This is a genomic window from Candidatus Nitrosacidococcus sp. I8 (genome assembly GCF_945836005.1).
GTDB lineage: Bacteria > Pseudomonadota > Gammaproteobacteria > Nitrosococcales > Nitrosococcaceae > Nitrosacidococcus.
This window is the reverse complement of record NZ_OX241534.1, coordinates 1593083-1610186: the sequence shown is the minus strand read 5'-3', so window position 1 is coordinate 1610186 and position 17104 is coordinate 1593083. Positions and strand designations below refer to the sequence as shown.

The window sequence follows — 17104 nt, the reverse complement described above, 5'->3', positions numbered from 1 at the left end:
GGTCGCCCTAGTATCGATAATGCTCTGGCTTGTAAGGACCATCTACGGAAATCCCAATATATTTTGCTTGTTCTTCAGTTAGAGTAGTCAAATGTACACCTACTTTTTGTAGATGTAATCGTGCAACTTTCTCATCTAATTTCTTTGGTAGTACATAGACTTTATTTTCATATTTACCATGGTGATTCCATAGCTCAATTTGAGCAAGCGTCTGATTTGTAAAAGAGTTCGACATGACAAAGCTAGGATGACCAGTAGCACAACCTAAGTTTACCAATCGACCTTCGGCAAGGAGAATAATTCGTTTCCCATCAGGGAAGATAATATGATCCACTTGAGGCTTAATATTTTCCCAAGTGTATTGTTCAAGACTTGCTACATCAATTTCATTATCAAAATGACCGATATTACATACAATGGTCTGATTTTTCATTGCTTGCATATGCTGTAAATTAATCACGCGATAATTACCGGTAGCAGCAATAAAAATATCAGCTTTACTGGCAGCATCTTCCATAGTAACTACCCGATAACCTTCCATCGCTGCTTGTAAGGCACAAATAGGATCAATTTCTGTAATCCAAACTGTAGCCCCTTGCCCTCTTAGGGATTGGGCACAACCTTTGCCCACATCTCCGTAGCCAAGCACTACTGCTATTTTACCTGCGATCATTACGTCAGTAGCTCGCTTGATGCCGTCAAGAAGAGACTCCCGGCAACCATAAAGATTATCAAACTTAGATTTAGTTACCGAGTCATTTACATTAAATGCAGGTATTTTTAGGGTACCTGCTTTCATCATCTCATATAAACGATGTACCCCCGTGGTAGTTTCCTCAGAAAGCCCACGAATACCCTTTAATAGCTCAGGATATTTATTATGCATCACACCAGTGAGATCACCACCATCATCTAAAATCATATTGGGTTGCCAATTATTAGGACCAAAGATAGTTTGATCTATACACCACCAATACTCTTCTTCAGTTTCTCCTTTCCAAGCAAATACAGGAATACCTTCATCAGCAATAGCTGCAGCTGCATGATCTTGGGTAGAGAAAATATTGCAGGAAGACCAACGCACCTCTGCCCCTAGTGCTACTAGGGTATCAATTAATACTGCAGTTTGAATGGTCATATGAAGGCAGCCAGCAATTCTTGCCCCAGCAAGAGGCTTTTTCTTTCCATACTCTTCTCTTAATGCCATCAGTCCTGGCATTTCTGTTTCTGCGATAGCAATTTCTTTATGTCCCCAGCTTGCTAGATTAATATCAGCTACTTTATAGTCTTGATGCGTAGGATTTGTAGTTTGTATACTCACTAATTTTTTCTCCTAAATTAGATAAAGCAAAAATAATATATTTAGAGTTAAAGCTAATTAAACCTAATTAAGGACTAGTGTAGCCCTGCAGCTTCTCTAAGCTCTTGTGCTTTATCAGTCCTTTCCCAAGTGATTTCCAGCTCTGTCCTTCCAAAGTGACCATAAGATGCGGTAGTTTGATAGATAGGTTGCAGTAAATTAAGCATTCGTAGAATACCTACTGGTCTTAAATCAAAATGGGCACGGACAATTTCTACTAAACGAGATTCGGCAAGTTGCCCTGTACCAAAGGTATCAATACTTACAGAGGTAGGTTGCGCTACCCCAATCGCATAGGAGATTTGTACTTCACAGCGTTTTGCTAGCCCTGCTGCTACAATATTTTTAGCTACATAGCGTCCAGCATAGGCAGCTGAGCGATCCACTTTTGAAGGATCTTTTCCTGAAAACGCACCACCACCATGACGTGCCATTCCGCCATAGGTATCTACGATAATCTTTCGTCCAGTAAGACCACAATCGCCCATTGGTCCGCCAATTACAAAGCTTCCTGTAGGATTTACATGAATATTTTCAACTCTACAGCGTGCAAACCAATCATTAGGTAAAACAGGTTTAATGATGGTTTCAATCACTGCCTCTCGAAGAGCTGTTTGGCTGATTTCAGGGTTATGTTGGGTAGAAAGGACTACCGCATCAATACCTACAGGCTTATTATCTTTATAGACAAGGGTCACTTGACTTTTAGCATCGGGACGTAGCCAAGGAAGCTCTCCTTTACGCCGTACCTCAGCTTGACGCTGCACAAGACGATGGGCATAAGTAATAGGGGCAGGCATGAGTACATCGGTTTCATCACTGGCATAGCCAAACATCATGCCTTGATCTCCTGCACCTTGATCTTCTTCTGTTTTTCGATCTACCCCTTGAGCTATATCTGGGGATTGTTTACCAATTGCATTAATGACTGCACAAGTATTACCATCAAAACCCATCTCAGAGTGATTGTAGCCAATATGATTTATGGTATTACGGATAATTCCTTCATAGTCAATCTGGGCTGTTGTAGTAATTTCTCCCGCAACTAATACCATCCCTGTTTTTACTAAGGTTTCACAAGCAACCCGAGCTTTTTTATCTTGAGCTAGAATAGCATCTAGAATTGCATCTGATACCTGATCTGCAATTTTATCTGGATGTCCCTCAGATACCGACTCTGAAGTAAATTGCCTTGTTTCTGACATAAATATATTTAGATTCCTTTAATTTTTAGATTTAAGTTAAATAAAGTGGATTTTTTAGTAAAAAAAGGTAATTGTTTAGAATAAATCAGAGGATTCTAAATATAGAACCACAATTCTAGTACTATTAACAAATAGTAACGTTTATTCATAATATGGCTGTTTAGATATTATTTACTAAAATATTAGAGATCTTGATCTGGAGGAATTTCTCTTGCTTCTTCTTCTAGCATTACAGGTATATCGTCTCGAATAGGATAGGCTAAGCGACAAGGTTTACAGATCAGCTCTTTGTCTTCTTTTTTATAACTTAGTGAACTTTTACATATGGGGCAAACAAGAATTTCAAGTAGCTTTCTATCCATGGTAACTCCTATTATTTTTACTAATTTTCTTTTTTTCGAAGGCCTTTCGTACTAAAGTTAATACTTTTTCATTAAAAGAATTAGGTAGCGAGGCACTTACAGGCAGATACCAATAGTGATTCTCTGCAAACGAAATACATTTTACGGCATCTTTCTCTGTCATCACTATAGGAATCTTATCCTGAAAATTCAATTCTTGAGGATTAAAATTATGATGGTCAGGAAAAGGATGGCGATAAATGGATAAGCCTTGTGTTTCTAATTGAGTAAAAAATCGCTCTGGATGCCCAATACCTGCTATTGCATGAATTTTACTTTGTTTAAATATTTCTAAAGAGCATATTTCCTGAGTTTTTAAATTATGAACATTTTGGAAACGTAAAACCATCAAATATTCATTACCTTCTGCTCTACCTCCATTTACTACAGTTAAATCCACTATATTTGCTCTACTAGGTGGTTCTCTTAGAGGACCTGCAGGAAGGTAATGATTATTCCCAAATCTCCTGATCCCGTCAATAACTAAAATCTCTATATCTCGTCCTAAATTATAGTGCTGTAACCCATCATCAGAGAGTAAAATATTACACTGTGTATGGACAAGTAGGGTTTTTGCACCACTTACTCGATGAGGGCTTACTACGATAGGGCATTTTGCTCGTTTTGCTAGTAATACTGATTCATCTCCAACGATTTTTGGATCACTAGTGGGAGAAACCCATTGCGGATAGTGTAGCGTATGACCACCATAACCTCGGCTAATAACCCCAGGGCGATAACCTTGTTGTTTCAGAAACAAAGCAAGCCAAACAACAAGAGGAGTTTTTCCTGTACCACCTACGGTAAGGTTTCCCACTACGAGCACTGGTACTGAAAGAGTATGTGTAGGTAAAATTCCTTTAAGATAAGCCCATTTACGTATGTTTATAATTAGTTTATATAAGAGACTTAGTGGTACGAGTAATCCATAAGATCGATGCTTATGATACCAATAGCGAGTAATAACATTGGTCAAAAAAAGCACAAAAAGCTATTTAAATTATGTACAGCTGCGAAACTGTAATCGATAAAGCTCAGCATAGTGATTATCTTGCTCAAGTAGCTGGCTATGGGTGCCCATTTCAATAATTTTTCCCTGTTGTAATACGACAATTTTATCTGCATTTTCTACAGTAGAAAGCCGGTGGGCAATTACTACAGTAGTGCGATGATACATTAAAGCTTCTAGAGCAGCTTGAATATGTCGCTCAGATTCCGTATCTAAAGAGGCAGTTGCTTCATCTAAAATTAGCAAAGGGGCATTTTTAAGTAATGCTCTAGCGATAGCAAGCCGTTGCCGCTGCCCTCCAGAGAGTAACACTCCATTATCTCCAATTACGGTATCGAGCCCTTGAGGAAGTCGATCAATAAACTCCATTGCATGGGCAGTTTTAGCTGCATGGATAATATCTTCTTTGCTTACATCAGTGTCATCACTGCCATAGGCAATGTTTCTTGCGATAGTGTCATTAAATAGAACAATCTGTTGGCTGACTAAAGAGATCTGTTTTCTAAGCTCAGCTAAGCGAAGTTGCTTAATATCTATTCCATCGAAGGTAATTTTTCCTGAATTAATTTCATAAAAACGGGCTAGCAGCCCAACTAAGGTAGATTTACCGCTACCTGAATGACCTACTAAAGCAATGACTTGCCCCGGCATAATTTCTAGGTTTATATTTTTTAATACCGTACGATCCTCATAGCCGAAGTAAAGATTCTCAATTTTAATTGCCCCTTTAAATCCCTTAAGCCCATTTTTTCCATGATCCATTTCTGATGGTTCTTCTAGCAGATAAAAAATACTCTGGGCAGCGGCAATACCTCGCTGTAAAGATCCATTTATTTTAGTGATTCGCTTAATAGGACCCATCAACATCATCATAGCAGTAATAAAAGAAATAAAAGTACCAATACTAACTTGAGCTAACATAAAATCTTCAGTAGATAAATGAATTACTTCAGCTAGCCCTAAAATAGCAATAATTTGAATAATAGGCTGGCTAATAGAATCCACAACTACCATTTTCATGGCTTGTTCACGGTTTTGCTTATTGGCTTCTTTAAATCTCTGTAGCTCATAAGATTGTCCACTAAATACTTTTACCTCTAAGTGTGCTTCAATACTTTCTTGAGCAAGATGACATACACTTCCTATAGAAGTTTGAATTTTTTTACTAATCCGACGAAATCGATGGCTCACAAACCAAACAATGCCGCTAATAATAGGGGCAGTAATCAATATAATCAGTGCAAGTAATCCGTTTAAATAAACCATCCACGCCAGTAGACCAACAATGGTTAAAGAATCCCTAATTAAAGTAAGTACCACATCAGTAGCTGCATTTGATACTTGCTCAACATCATAAATAAGTTTAGAAACAATCTGTCCTGAAGAATTTATATCGTAAAAACGGGCAGGTAAAGTAAGTAAATGGGAGAACATTTTTTCTCGTAAATCCTCAACAACTTTCCTTGCAATCCATCGTAATCCATAATCGGTAACGAAGTTTGCAATACCTCGAATCACAAATAAACTCACTAGAAAAATAGGAATACGGTGGATTGATACTGGATCATGGCGAACAAAACTACCATCCATTAATGGTTTCATCAAAGCTGCTAACCCTGTTTCAGTAAGTGCATATATACCCATCCCTATTACTGAAATAATAAAAATCCAGCGATAGGGGCGAGTATAGCTCAGAAGTTTCTGATAAGTAGCTCTACCAGATATTGTAGGAAAGGATAGTGATAAAGGCATAAAATAATTCTAATTAAAACAATTAAATATAATTTATTTTATTTGTGGCACTTTAACCAAAAATATTAAAATAAGCTATTTTTTTAATTTTCAGCCCAGTAATGACGATAAGTTTGTCTAAAAGATTCAGGTTTTTCTATCGCATGAGCTGTCATATGGATAGTGATAGCTCCATAATACGCTGTGTCCCATATCTCAACATCTTGACTTAAGTAACGCTGAATTACTTCTGGTTTAGGAAAATGCCATTGATTCTGATAACCTATAGGAAATAGAGCATATTTAGGGTGAGTAGCTGCGATAAATTCTAAGCTTGATGATCCTGCACTTCCATGATGAGGGGCTACTAAAACTGTGGCTGCTAACTTCTCTCTAGACTGGTTAATTAATTTCTGTTCTATTAGATTGCTGATATCCCCTGTCAGCAAAATGTGTTGAGATCCAGTAGTGATTCGTAACACACAGGATTGGTTATTTCCTTGGTAGGGAGATTGAATCTGAGGATGGAGAATCTCAAAATCTACCCCATCCCAATGCCAATGTTGTCCTTGCAAACAAGAGCGTATATTTATTTCAGGAAATTTACTTGGGGTACCCGTTAAAATATTTTTAGCTGGGATATGCTGTAGTAGCCCTAGCGTGCCTCCTGCATGATCATTATCGCCATGGCTAATAATTAAGGTATCAATTTTTTGAATCCCTTGATTGTGAAGAAAAGGGGCAATTATTCCATCACCTGCATTAAATTTTTCACTATATTTAGGTCCAGTATCAAATACTAAGGTATGGGATTGAGTGTGTACTACTGAGGAAAGCCCTTGTCCTACATCAAGCAAAGTAAATTGTAAGGATCCATATTCAATTTGTTTCTGGGGTGGTACTAATAAAGGGATAATCCCGATAATACCTAACCATCGTCCTGGTATACCCATAGGAGCAAGGATAAGCAATACTCCTAGTACTGCCAATAATAACGTTCCTAGAGTGGGTGCTATTAAAGTCCATTGGGCTAATGGGAAATGGGAACACCAAGTCAAAAAATACCAAAGAAGCGTAAATAAATAGCTCCCTATGGTCAGAAATACTTTTCCTAATATCGGGAAAGGAGCTAACAATAAAACTCCTAAAAGTAATAGGGGCACAATAAAAAATTCCATCCAAGGAATCGCAATTAAATTAGCAACAGGAGAGATGAAGGAAAATTTTTGAAACAGATAAATAAGTAAAGGCATCAATCCAAGAGCAATAACCCATTGGGCGTGTCCCCACTGCTGCCAAAATTGATAAATAATATTAAATGTTTGACTATTCATAGTAATTTTAGTTTTCATTAAAGGTCTATGAATTCCAAAAACTAGCAAAGTAACCGCACTAAATGAGAGCCAAAATCCTGAAGTAAGTACTGCTAAAGGATCCCAAATCAATATTAAAAAAAGGGCGATAGATAGGGTACGAGTAATAGAAATAGGGCGTTTAATCAATAGACCTAACATTACAAGAGCTACCATTATGAGTGCACGTTGGGTAGGAATAGAAAATCCTGCAAGGGCTGCATAAATAAATGCAGCAATCAGTGCACTCATTGCTGCGACACTTTGAGCAGGAAATATTAGTAACCAAGCCGACCGCAATGACCACAAATATTTTCCTAAAAAGTAAACTAATCCAGCTAATAAACCGATGTGTAGTCCTGAAATTGCAACTAAATGTATTGTCCCAGTACGTTGGAGAATTTTCCATTGCTCTGGGGTAATGTGATTAGTTTCTCCTAAAGTGAGTGCTTGAATAATACCTAGATAAGGGTCCTTAGCGAGCGTACAGTCTAGTTCTTCAAGTAGTACTTGGCGGGCTTGATTAATGGGATAAGAGTTTTTAGGAGAGGTTATAAAATGGTTATCTCCTTTAGGACGCACATAGCCTATTGCTTGAATTTTTTGATGAAAAAGCAATTTCTCATAATCAAATCCTCCCGGATTCATAAATCCTCTTGGGTGTTTCAATCGTACCGTAAGTTGCCACTTATCGCCTACCTTAAGATTAGGTAAAGGAGTATGGTACCAACTAAGCTTAATTAGGTTTGGTTTCCATACTTTTTCTTTTAAGGAAATATTTTCAGGAACTATCAGAAACTGTACTCTACGATTATCCTTAATAGGAATAGAAACAATTGTTCCTCTGATAAGTAGATCTTTATTTTCAATTTCTAAAGGTAATCTTTGAGATAAAAGTAAGCTGGCTTGAATAAAAGCCCAAAGAAATCCAATAATAACTAGTGATAAGGTTTTGGGAGCCTTAAAAAAGATAAGAAAACAGAGAATTCCAACTAATATAGAAATCCATTTAAACTGAGGAAGATCGGGTAGGCATTGGAATAAAGAAATACCTAAAAGAAAAGCAAGTGCGTTTAAAGTAATCATCATTGCTATCTTTTATATTTTAGAATTCATGATAACCCGCTATAATAGCAACGGAACTTAAGTCTAAGTTAGGCTATATATATGCGAAGTATGTCACGCCAAATCCTTAAACGCTATTTATCTCGGCCGGAGCAGCTACAAAAAAATAAATATTTTAAATACTTAGAAAAGTGGATTTTTGCTCCTAATTTATGGCACTTCAATCGTCGTACAACAGCTAGAGCCATAGGAGTAGGTCTATTTATTGCGTTTATCCCTATTCCCGCCCATATGTTATTAGCCATACTTGCTGCCATGTGGACACGATCTAACCTACCCATGTGTATCTCTGCAGTTTGGTTCAATAATCCGTTGACTATGGTACCTATTTATTTCTTTAACTATAAAGTAGGTGCTTGGCTACTTGGGAGTCCAATGAGTACGGTTGGATTCCAAGTTACATGGCAATGGTTAAGAATAGAGCTATTAGCTATTTGGCAACCTTTTTTGCTGGGATCTGTTCTTATGGGAGCGTTGGCTGGTTTTTTTGGTGCTATTCTAACTTATTTTTTATGGTGCTTAGATGTGTATCAGAGCTGGAGAGTACGCAAGCGTAAAAGAGCAGCCATTTAAGGAATTAAGCCTTGTATTAACCCACCATCAACTAAAGTTAAAACTCGATCCATTTGAATAGCAATATGGGAATCATGAGTTACTACTACGAGGGCAATATTTAAATCTCGATTAAGCTCTAACATAAGCTTGAAAACTTCTTCAGCATTTTCCCGATCTAGATTTCCTGTAGGTTCGTCGGCAAGGATACAGTGAGGATTAGTTACTAATGCCCGTGCAACTGCTGCTCGTTGCCGTTCTCCTCCGGATAGTTTACTAGGTTTAAAATTAAGCCTAGCACCTAACCCAACCCGTTTTAATAGTTGGGTTGCTCTTTTTTGAGCATTAGTAATTTTCTCTCCTGCAATCAGCAAAGGTAGTGCTACATTTTCCAGAGCGGTAAACTCAGGTAATAAGTGATGCAATTGATAAACAAATCCTAGAGAGCAATTGCGTAATCTTCCTCGTTTGGTTGCATTTAGCTTTGAAATATTTTGCCCTGCAACCCAAACTTCTCCTTCAGTAGGTTGATCTAGCCCTCCTAGCAGATGAAGTAGGGTACTTTTTCCAGAACCAGAAGCACCTACAATGGCAATCCGTTCACCATAGGCAATAGATAAATCAATTTCCTTTAGCACCTCTACAATTAATGCACCGTCAACATAACTACGACTTAGATAATGGCAGCTTAAAACGTGCTCTTCTGAAGGAGGATTAGGCATAACGTAAGGCATCTGCAGGTTGTACTCGAGTAGCCCGCCAAGCAGGATAGATAGTTACTAAAGTACAGAGAATAAAGGATGTACTACATATAGTGTATACATCGGACCAACTCAATTTTGATGGTAATTCACTAATATAATAGACTTCCGGAGATAAAAATTGCACCTCAAATAAGGATTCAATGTAAGGAACAATCGTTTCTACATTCAAAGCAAGAGCAACGCCACCGATTGCTCCTAATAGAGTACCGATAAACCCAATCACAATTCCTTGTATCATAAAAATACGCATAATACTTCCCGATGAAACACCCAAGGTCTGTAAAATAGCGATATCTGTTTGCTTATCTGTGACTACCATCACTAAAGTAGAAATGATATTAAACGCTGCAACAGCTACAATCAGGAATAAAATAACAAACATGACTGTTTTTTCAGTTTTTAACGCCCGAAAGAAATTCGCATGCTGATAAGCCCAATCGGAGATCCAATAATTACCAGATAAGGATTTTTGCAGTTTCTGTGCCATGTAAGGTGCAGCGAATAAGTCATTGAGTTTTAGCCTTAATCCACTGATTTTGCCAGGAATACGAAAAAGAGTAGCTGCATCTACTATGTTCATAATAGCTAGAGCACTATCATATTCGTACATACCTACTTGAAAAATTCCACCTACAGTCACCTGTTTAATCCTAGGAATAATCCCTACTGGAGTAGTTGTTGCCTGAGGTGTGACTAAAATCAATTTATCATGAAGAAAAACCCCTAAGTTATGGGCTAAATCTGCTCCTAAAATAATTTCGTAGCTCCCCGGCTGAAGTTTCTCTATACTACCAACCTTTATTTTGCTATGGATGTCATCGGCTTGAGATTCTCGATTTAAATCAATACCTCGAATTAAAGCTCCTTGTACCTTACTGCTGTGGCTAAGCATGGCTTGGCCCTCCACAAAAGGGGCAATACCTATCACTTTAGGATCGGCTTTTATTTTGTCTTCTAATTTTTCCCAATCCTTAAGAGTACCGTCAGGTCCTGTGATAGTAATGTGAGCCACCATATCAAGCATACGGCTGCGTAATTCTTCTTCAAAACCATTCATCACCGAAAGTACTACAATCAATGCAGCAACTCCTAATGCAACGCCTAATACAGAAGTTAAAGAAATAAAAGAAATAAAATTATTATGTTTCTCAGCCCGAGTATAACGCAGACCTATATAGCAAGATAAGGGTTTAAACATAGCTATTTATATTGAAAGACTACTTTATTTTTATTTTGGATAAATAGTTTTAGCACCTTCAGGCGTACCTAAAATAAGTACATTCGCTGGCTTCATGGCAAAAAGACCGTTGGTCACTACGCCAGTGATATTATTGAGTTGAGCTTCTAACTTAGCCGGCTCCATAATTTCAAGCCCGTGAATATCGAGGATTTGATTGCCATTATCCGTAATAAAATTCTCTCGGTAAACAGGCTCTCCACCCATTTTAACAATCTCTCGAGCTACATAGCTACGTGCCATAGGAATTACCTCTACGGGCAGGGGAAATCTGCCGAGTATATCCAGCAGTTTAGATTGATCTGCAATACAAACAAATTTTTTACTGACTGCAGTAATAATTTTCTCCCGGGTGAGTGCACCACCACCTCCCTTAATGAGCTGTAAATAATGATTAGATTCATCTGCTCCATCTATATAAACAGGGAGATCACTGACCGTATTTAAATCATACACGGGGATACCCAGTGCTTTTAATCGTGCTGTAGAAGATTCAGAGCTAGAAACAGCACCTTCAATTTTACCTTTTATTGTGCCTAAAAAATCAATAAAATGATTAATAGTGGATCCGGTACCCACACCGACGACTGTACCCGATTCCACGTATTCAAGGGCTGCTTTAGCAGCTATTTTTTTCATTTCATCTGGATTCATTAATACTGCTCCTTAAAACTATATTAGCTATAGATTATAGGTGAATAGGGAAATTACTCATAATATATCTAAACTTATATGTTACATGACTATGTAGAGCAGATTTTAAAAGCACGCATTTATGATCTTGTTAGGGAAACCCCCTTAGATCCCATGCTTCGTCTTTCTCAGCGATTTAAGAATAATATTTTATTAAAGCGAGAAGATCTCCAATCCGTATTTTCATTTAAGCTGCGAGGTGCTCATAATAAATTAATTCATCTTCCAGAATCAGCAAGACAAAAAGGAGTTATTGCAGCCTCTGCGGGTAATCATGCCCAGGGAGTAGCTCTATCTGCACGAAAACTAGGCATTCAAGCTCAAATTGTTATGCCTACCACTACCCCCTCAATTAAAACCCAAGCGGTTCAAAGTTTAGGTGCTAGAACTATCTTAGTAGGGGATACTTACGATGAAGCTTATGCTTATGCCCGAAATTTAGCTGAAATTGAAAATAAAATTTTTATTCACCCTTACGATGACCCTGACGTGATTGCAGGCCAAGGAACTATTGCTATGGAGATTTTACGCCAATATCCTGAATCTCTACATGCTTTATTTGTACCTGTAGGAGGGGGAGGCTTGATTGCTGGAATAGCTGCCTATGTTAAATCTATTTTTCCAGAAACTAAAATTATAGGGGTAGAACCTGAAGATACCCCTACGCTTTATCAAGCATTAAAAGCGAAAAAAAGAGTGGTACTAGATCAAGTGGGGATCTTTGCTGATGGGGTAGCCGTACGGCAAATTGGTGCTGAACCTTTTCGTATCCTTCAAAACACAGTGGATGAAGTGATTTTAGTGGATAGTGATGCTATTTGTGCTGCCATTATGGATATTTTTGAAGATACTCGATCTATTGCAGAACCTGCAGGAGCACTTGCTATTGCTGGACTAAAATACTATATAGAGCGAGAGAATATTTCAGATCAACATCTGGCTGCTATTAATAGCGGTGCCAATATTAACTTTGATCGCTTAAGGTATGTAGCGGAGCGAGCTAAACTAGGTGAGCGACAGGAAGCCCTGTTTTGTGTGACTATCCCAGAGGAAAAAGGCAGTTTTCTTAAATTTTGCAATACTATTGGCGATCGAAGCATTACAGAGTTTAGCTATCGCTATACACTAAATACTAGAAACGCCTGTATATTTGTAGGCATCCAAATGAGCAATGATCTTCAAGTTAAAAGCCAGCTAACCCTAGCCCTTCAAGCACATGGTTATATGGTTATGGATATGACAGGGAACGAAATTGCAAAGCTCCACATTCGCTATATGATAGGAGGTAAAGTAACTACTTTAGAGAACGAGTTACTCTACCAATTTGAATTTCCAGAACGCCCAAAAGCACTATTAGATTTTCTTATTAATATGGGCAGTAGATGGAATATCAGTTTATTTCATTACCGGAATCAAGGAGATATTTATGGTCACGTTTTAGTAGGAATTCAAGTACCAAAAACAGAGAGAGAAAATTTTCAGCAATTTCTAGATAACCTAAAATATGCTTATCAAAATGAAAGCAATAACCCAGCATATCAGCTCTTTTTAAGTACATCGCTCACTTAAGTAAAATATAGAATATTTATATTATTTTTTAAAACGATTTATCCATGGACGATCGCTATCAGCCTAAAAAAATAGAATCAGAAGCTCAATCCTATTGGGAGCAGTATCAAAGTTTTCAAGTGACTGAGGATTTCAGTCGAGAAAAATTTTATTGCCTCTCTATGTTTCCTTACCCAAGTGGACGGCTTCACATGGGTCATGTGCGTAACTATACCATTGGGGATGTGATTACTCGTTATCAACGAATGAATGGTAAAAATGTACTTCAACCCATGGGGTGGGATGCTTTTGGATTGCCTGCAGAAAACGCAGCAATTAAAAACCAAGTGCCCCCAAGTCAGTGGACCTATCAAAATATTGACTATATGAGAGGTCAACTTAAGCAGCTAGGGTTTGGTTACGATTGGTCTCGGGAATTGGCCACCTGTCGCCCAGAATATTATCGTTGGGAGCAATGGTTATTTATTAAACTTTTCGAGAAAGGGTTAGTTTATAAAAAAACAGCTGCGGTTAACTGGGATCCAGTAGATCAAACCGTATTAGCTAATGAGCAAGTAATTGATGGTCGAGGTTGGAGATCAGGGGCATTAGTGGAACGCCGTGAAATTCCTCAATGGTTTCTTAAAATTACTGCTTATAGCGAAGAATTACTTAGCGATCTAGATAACCTTACCGGATGGCCAGATCAAGTACGTACCATGCAACGTAACTGGATTGGTCGCTCTGAAGGAGTTGAAATTCAATTTCTGGTAGAGGAGGAATATGAGTCTCTTTCCGTATTTACTACTCGCCCTGATACCTTAATGGGGGTTACGTTTATTTCCATTTCTGCAGAACACCCACTTGCAAAATTAGCGGGAGAAAAACAGCCAGAAGTTAAGCAATTCATTGAGCAATGCCAACAAATAGCTACCTCAGAAGCAGTTCTTGAAACCTTAGAAAAAAAGGGAATGGATACTGGCTATAGAGGTATTCATCCTATTACTGGTGAATCAGTACCTATCTGGATTGGGAATTTTGTACTCATGGGCTATGGTACAGGAGCAGTTATGGCAGTTCCGGCCCATGATCAGCGGGATTATGAGTTTGCGAAAACTTATCATTTACCTATAAAACAAGTTATTACCCCTGCTCAAGATAACCAAATCTGTAACTTATCTCAGCAGGCATTTACCGAAAAAGGAGTATTAGTTAACTCTGCTAAATTTACTGGGCTTAATTTTGATCAAGCATTTGTCGCTATTGCCGAACACTTAGAGGAATCAGAAAAAGGTAAACGAGTAGTTAATTACCGCTTACGAGATTGGGGAGTTTCTCGCCAACGCTACTGGGGTACACCCATTCCTATGATTAATTGTCATAATTGTGGCTCAGTACCAGTTAGAGAGGAAGACTTACCCGTTGTTCTTCCTGAAAATACCCAAGTGGATGGAGTTAAATCTCCTTTAAAACAAATGCTAAAGTTCTATCAAACTACCTGTCCTCAATGCCAGCAACCAGCAGAACGAGAGACAGATACCTTTGATACTTTTTTTGAGTCTTCTTGGTATTATGCTCGCTACTGTTGCCCAGATAGTAATTCTTCCATGATAGATCAAAGAGGAGATTATTGGCTTCCTGTAGATCAATATATTGGTGGGATTGAGCATGCAGTACTACACCTTCTATATGCTCGCTTCTTCTTCAAACTCATGAGAGATTTAGGCTTAGCTAAAGGTAATGAACCTTTTACCCAGCTACTTACTCAGGGTATGGTGCTTAAAGATGGAGCAAAGATGTCTAAATCTAAGGGTAATACGGTAGATCCACAAGCCTTAATAGATACCTATGGCGCAGACACTGCTCGTCTATTTATTATGTTTACTGCTCCTCCCGAACAATCTTTAGAATGGTCAGATAGTGGGGTAGAAGGTGCTTACCGATTCCTTAATCGCCTTTGGCGGATGGTAGCTAGTCATCTTATTCAAAACAAGGACATTATTTCTGTTTTTGATAAACAGTTACTTACAGTAGAGCAAAAAGAAATCCGTACTAGAGTTCATGAAACTATCGCTAAAGTAACTGATGATATAGGTCGACGCTATACCTTTAACACTGCTATTGCAGCAGTAATGGAATTAATGAATATTTTGGGAAAATTTGAAGATACTTCTCCTCAAGGTCAGGGTATTTATCAAGAAGCCCTAGAATCTGTAGTGTTATTACTTTCACCCATTGTGCCTCATATTTGTCACAAACTATGGCAGGTATTAGGTCATTCAGAACCTATTGTGGATGCCCCTTGGCCCAAATCTGATCCAGTAGCACTTATTAAAGAAGAAATCGAGCTGATTATTCAAATTAATGGGAAGCGCCGTGGGCAAATAACTGTGCCTGTTAATGCAACTGAGGAAAGCATCAAAACTGAAACTCTAAATGAACCCAATGTACAGAGATTTATTCAAGACAAACAAATAATAAAAACTATTATTGTGCCTCATCGCCTTGTCAATTTAGTAATTCGATAATTTTTACTATGAAAAAATGGCTTGTTTATCTTATTTTTCCATTGCTTATGAGTTGTGGCTTTCGCCAACATGGCAGTGCCAACTTCCCTCCTGTGCTTAAGAAAACTTATTTACAAGGGGTACTTCCCTACAGTCATATTGGATCGAAATTGCAACGAAACCTTGAAGGAAATGGGGTAGAGGTCATTACTGAGCCTAAAAAAATTAAAAATGCGACTGCTATTTTAAATATAGGCTCCAATCACTTAGAGCGCGAAGTGCTCTCTGTAGGTGGGGGAACAGCTAAAGTACAGGAGTATATTCTAAAGTATGTATTAGTATTTAATCTCCTTGATGCAAATGGAAATATACTATTACCATTACAAGAAATTGTTCTCTCTAGACAATATCGATTCGATCCCCTGAACCCGCTTTCAGCAGGGGATCAAGAGGTTTTACTTCAAGAGACTATGGAAGAAGATGCAATACAACAAATTATTTGGCGTATGGAATCTTTATCTACTCCTTCTAATAAAAAATGAAGATAAAGCTGGGACAATTAACCCCTTATCTTCAAAAAGGGTTAGCATCTATATATTTCATAGTAGGTGAAGAACTTTTATTAATAGAAGAGGCAGCAACAACAATTCGTGACTACGGGAAAATTAAGGGATTTAGTGAGCGTACTATTATATATATTGAGCATAATAATGATTGGGATCAGTTATCTCAAACTCTAAACAGTTTTTCCTTATTTACGACCGATAGGCTTGTTGAATTACGAATCTCCGGAACAAGCATTAGCCAGCAGGGAGCTAAACTATTACAAGCTTATAGTAAAAATACCCATCCTGATATTTTATTACTGATTATGGGTCAAAGTTTGGGAAGTGCTATTCAAAAAAATAAATGGTTCTTGGAATTTGAGCGATTAAGTACTATTGTTCAAATCCCTAAAATTGATGTTCATTTACTACCTCAATGGATTGAACAAAGAATGAATACTAGAGGATTGTATCCCACCTCTGGGGCAGTGCAAATGCTTTCATTCCTTTTTGAGGGAAATTTGCTCGCTTGTGCTCAGGAAATTGAGCGATTAGCATTGTTTTATCCAAAAGAAAAAATTGATATTAAAGAGATAGAGAAGGTAGCTACAAGTAATGCTCGTTACCATGCTTTTCGCTTAATACACGGGACGTTTGCGGGAAAAATAGATGAAATTAACTCAATATTAGGAGGATTACAGGTCGAAGGGGTAGATCCTCTCATTATTTTAGGTGCTTTTGCTTGGGAATTACGACGATTGGTTAAAATAAGTCAAGCAATTAACCATCAAGGGGTTTCTTTAGAGCAGGCACTAAATACTGAAAAAGTATGGGTGCAGCAAAAGTTATTCATGAAGCAAGCATTAAATCGCCATTCTCTCCATAATTGGCTGCTGTTTCTACAGCAATTAAGTAGAATTGATCTTATGATAAAAGGGGCAGCGTTAGGTAACATATGGGATGAATTACTACAACTATGTTTAGCGATTGCAGGTACTCAATTATTTCCTTGTCAAGAGCAGAGTTTAATTTTTCCTGGAGCATCCCATAAGGTTATAAATTAGGTTACAAGCTA

At 37.9% G+C, this 17104-nt stretch carries 14 protein-coding genes; 5 read left to right on the top strand and 9 right to left on the bottom strand.

Features of this window, described 5'->3' with window-relative positions; all coding sequences use genetic code 11:
- Positions 1-7: 7 nt before the first annotated feature.
- From ahcY to OOL07_RS07890, 6 genes are all read right to left on the bottom strand, one after another.
- Positions 8-1321 (bottom strand): adenosylhomocysteinase, encoded by a 1314-nt coding sequence (gene ahcY, locus OOL07_RS07915; protein ID WP_489667110.1) that lies wholly within the window; start codon positions 1319-1321, stop codon positions 8-10.
- 74 nt (positions 1322-1395) lie between these two features.
- Positions 1396-2565 carry a methionine adenosyltransferase gene (metK, locus tag OOL07_RS07910; RefSeq protein ID WP_264696009.1) on the bottom strand — a complete coding sequence of 390 codons (1170 nt, stop codon included), beginning with the start codon at positions 2563-2565 and terminating at the stop codon, positions 1396-1398.
- Between the two features lie 182 nt (positions 2566-2747).
- The gene (locus OOL07_RS07905; protein ID WP_264696008.1) at positions 2748-2927 is read right to left on the bottom strand and encodes a Trm112 family protein; all 180 of its coding nucleotides are present in this window, start codon (positions 2925-2927) and stop codon (positions 2748-2750) included.
- Positions 2920-3951, bottom strand: coding sequence for a tetraacyldisaccharide 4'-kinase (gene lpxK, locus OOL07_RS07900; protein WP_264696007.1), 1032 nt, complete (start codon positions 3949-3951; stop codon positions 2920-2922). The genes OOL07_RS07905 and lpxK overlap by 8 nt, the downstream gene beginning before the upstream one ends.
- 15 nt (positions 3952-3966) lie before the next feature.
- Positions 3967-5727 (bottom strand): lipid A export permease/ATP-binding protein MsbA, encoded by a 1761-nt coding sequence (gene msbA / locus OOL07_RS07895; protein ID WP_264696006.1) that lies wholly within the window; start codon positions 5725-5727, stop codon positions 3967-3969.
- An 83-nt stretch (positions 5728-5810) separates the two neighbouring features.
- Complete coding sequence (locus tag OOL07_RS07890) at positions 5811-8147, bottom strand: DNA internalization-related competence protein ComEC/Rec2 (protein ID WP_264696005.1); 2337 nt, start codon at positions 8145-8147, stop codon at positions 5811-5813.
- 87 nt (positions 8148-8234) lie between these two features.
- On the opposite strand from OOL07_RS07890, the gene OOL07_RS07885 reads away from it, so the two are divergent.
- On the top strand, positions 8235-8756 hold the full coding sequence (locus tag OOL07_RS07885; RefSeq protein WP_264696004.1) for a DUF2062 domain-containing protein: 522 nt from the start codon (positions 8235-8237) through the stop codon (positions 8754-8756).
- On the opposite strand, the gene lolD is transcribed toward OOL07_RS07885, so the two are convergent.
- Genes lolD through rpiA form a run of 3 tightly spaced genes read right to left on the bottom strand, consistent with a single transcriptional unit; the run spans position 8753 to position 11390 of the window.
- A complete protein-coding gene (gene lolD / locus OOL07_RS07880; RefSeq protein WP_264696003.1) occupies positions 8753-9457 on the bottom strand; it encodes a lipoprotein-releasing ABC transporter ATP-binding protein LolD in 705 nt (234 codons plus the stop codon). The genes OOL07_RS07885 and lolD overlap by 4 nt on opposite strands.
- Positions 9450-10697 (bottom strand): lipoprotein-releasing ABC transporter permease subunit, encoded by a 1248-nt coding sequence (locus tag OOL07_RS07875; RefSeq protein WP_264696001.1) that lies wholly within the window; start codon positions 10695-10697, stop codon positions 9450-9452. The genes lolD and OOL07_RS07875 overlap by 8 nt, the downstream gene beginning before the upstream one ends.
- A gap of 30 nt (positions 10698-10727) precedes the next feature.
- Positions 10728-11390, bottom strand: a complete 663-nt coding sequence (gene rpiA / locus OOL07_RS07870; RefSeq protein WP_264696000.1) for a ribose-5-phosphate isomerase RpiA — start codon at positions 11388-11390, stop codon at positions 10728-10730.
- A gap of 78 nt (positions 11391-11468) precedes the next feature.
- On the opposite strand from rpiA, the gene ilvA reads away from it, so the two are divergent.
- The 4 genes from ilvA to holA are packed head-to-tail and all read left to right on the top strand — an operon-like array spanning position 11469 to position 17093.
- Positions 11469-12998 (top strand): threonine ammonia-lyase, biosynthetic, encoded by a 1530-nt coding sequence (gene ilvA / locus OOL07_RS07865; protein WP_264695999.1) that lies wholly within the window; start codon positions 11469-11471, stop codon positions 12996-12998.
- 44 nt (positions 12999-13042) lie between these two features.
- Positions 13043-15505, top strand: a complete 2463-nt coding sequence (gene leuS, locus OOL07_RS07860) for a leucine--tRNA ligase (protein ID WP_264695998.1) — start codon at positions 13043-13045, stop codon at positions 15503-15505.
- Between the two features lie 8 nt (positions 15506-15513).
- Positions 15514-16026 carry an LPS-assembly lipoprotein LptE gene (locus OOL07_RS07855; protein WP_264695997.1) on the top strand — a complete coding sequence of 171 codons (513 nt, stop codon included), beginning with the start codon at positions 15514-15516 and terminating at the stop codon, positions 16024-16026.
- On the top strand, positions 16023-17093 hold the full coding sequence (gene holA / locus OOL07_RS07850) for a DNA polymerase III subunit delta (protein WP_264695995.1): 1071 nt from the start codon (positions 16023-16025) through the stop codon (positions 17091-17093). The genes OOL07_RS07855 and holA overlap by 4 nt, the downstream gene beginning before the upstream one ends.
- Positions 17094-17104 lie beyond the last annotated feature (11 nt).